Source organism: Escherichia sp. 94.0001, assembly GCF_013369155.2.
Taxonomy (GTDB): domain Bacteria; phylum Pseudomonadota; class Gammaproteobacteria; order Enterobacterales; family Enterobacteriaceae; genus Escherichia; species Escherichia coli_F.
Genome location: NZ_JABWMS020000334.1, coordinates 1 through 237, shown reverse-complemented (window position 1 = coordinate 237; position 237 = coordinate 1). Strand labels below are relative to the sequence as shown.

1 pseudogene is annotated in these 237 nt (G+C 55.7%); it reads left to right on the top strand.

From position 1 onward, the window contains the following. A pseudogene (locus tag HEN33_RS26000) lies at nucleotides 1-237 on the top strand (phage portal protein); the annotation flags it as partial.

The following is a 237-nucleotide window of genomic DNA, read 5'->3' as shown; positions in this document are numbered from 1 at the left end:
AGTCCATTGAACTGTTACTGGATGAGGCGCTGGAAACGGGGGAAAACGAGAGTACAGAATTTGATGTCACCACGCTGCTGAGAATGGACAGTGAGCGGCGCATGAAAACGCTGGGGGATGCGGTGAAAAATACGCTTCTCACGCCCAATGAGGCCCGTAAACGGGAGAACCTGCCGCCCCTGGCCGGCGGTGATGCACTGTATCTTCAGCAGCAGAACTACAGTCTGGAGGCGCTGT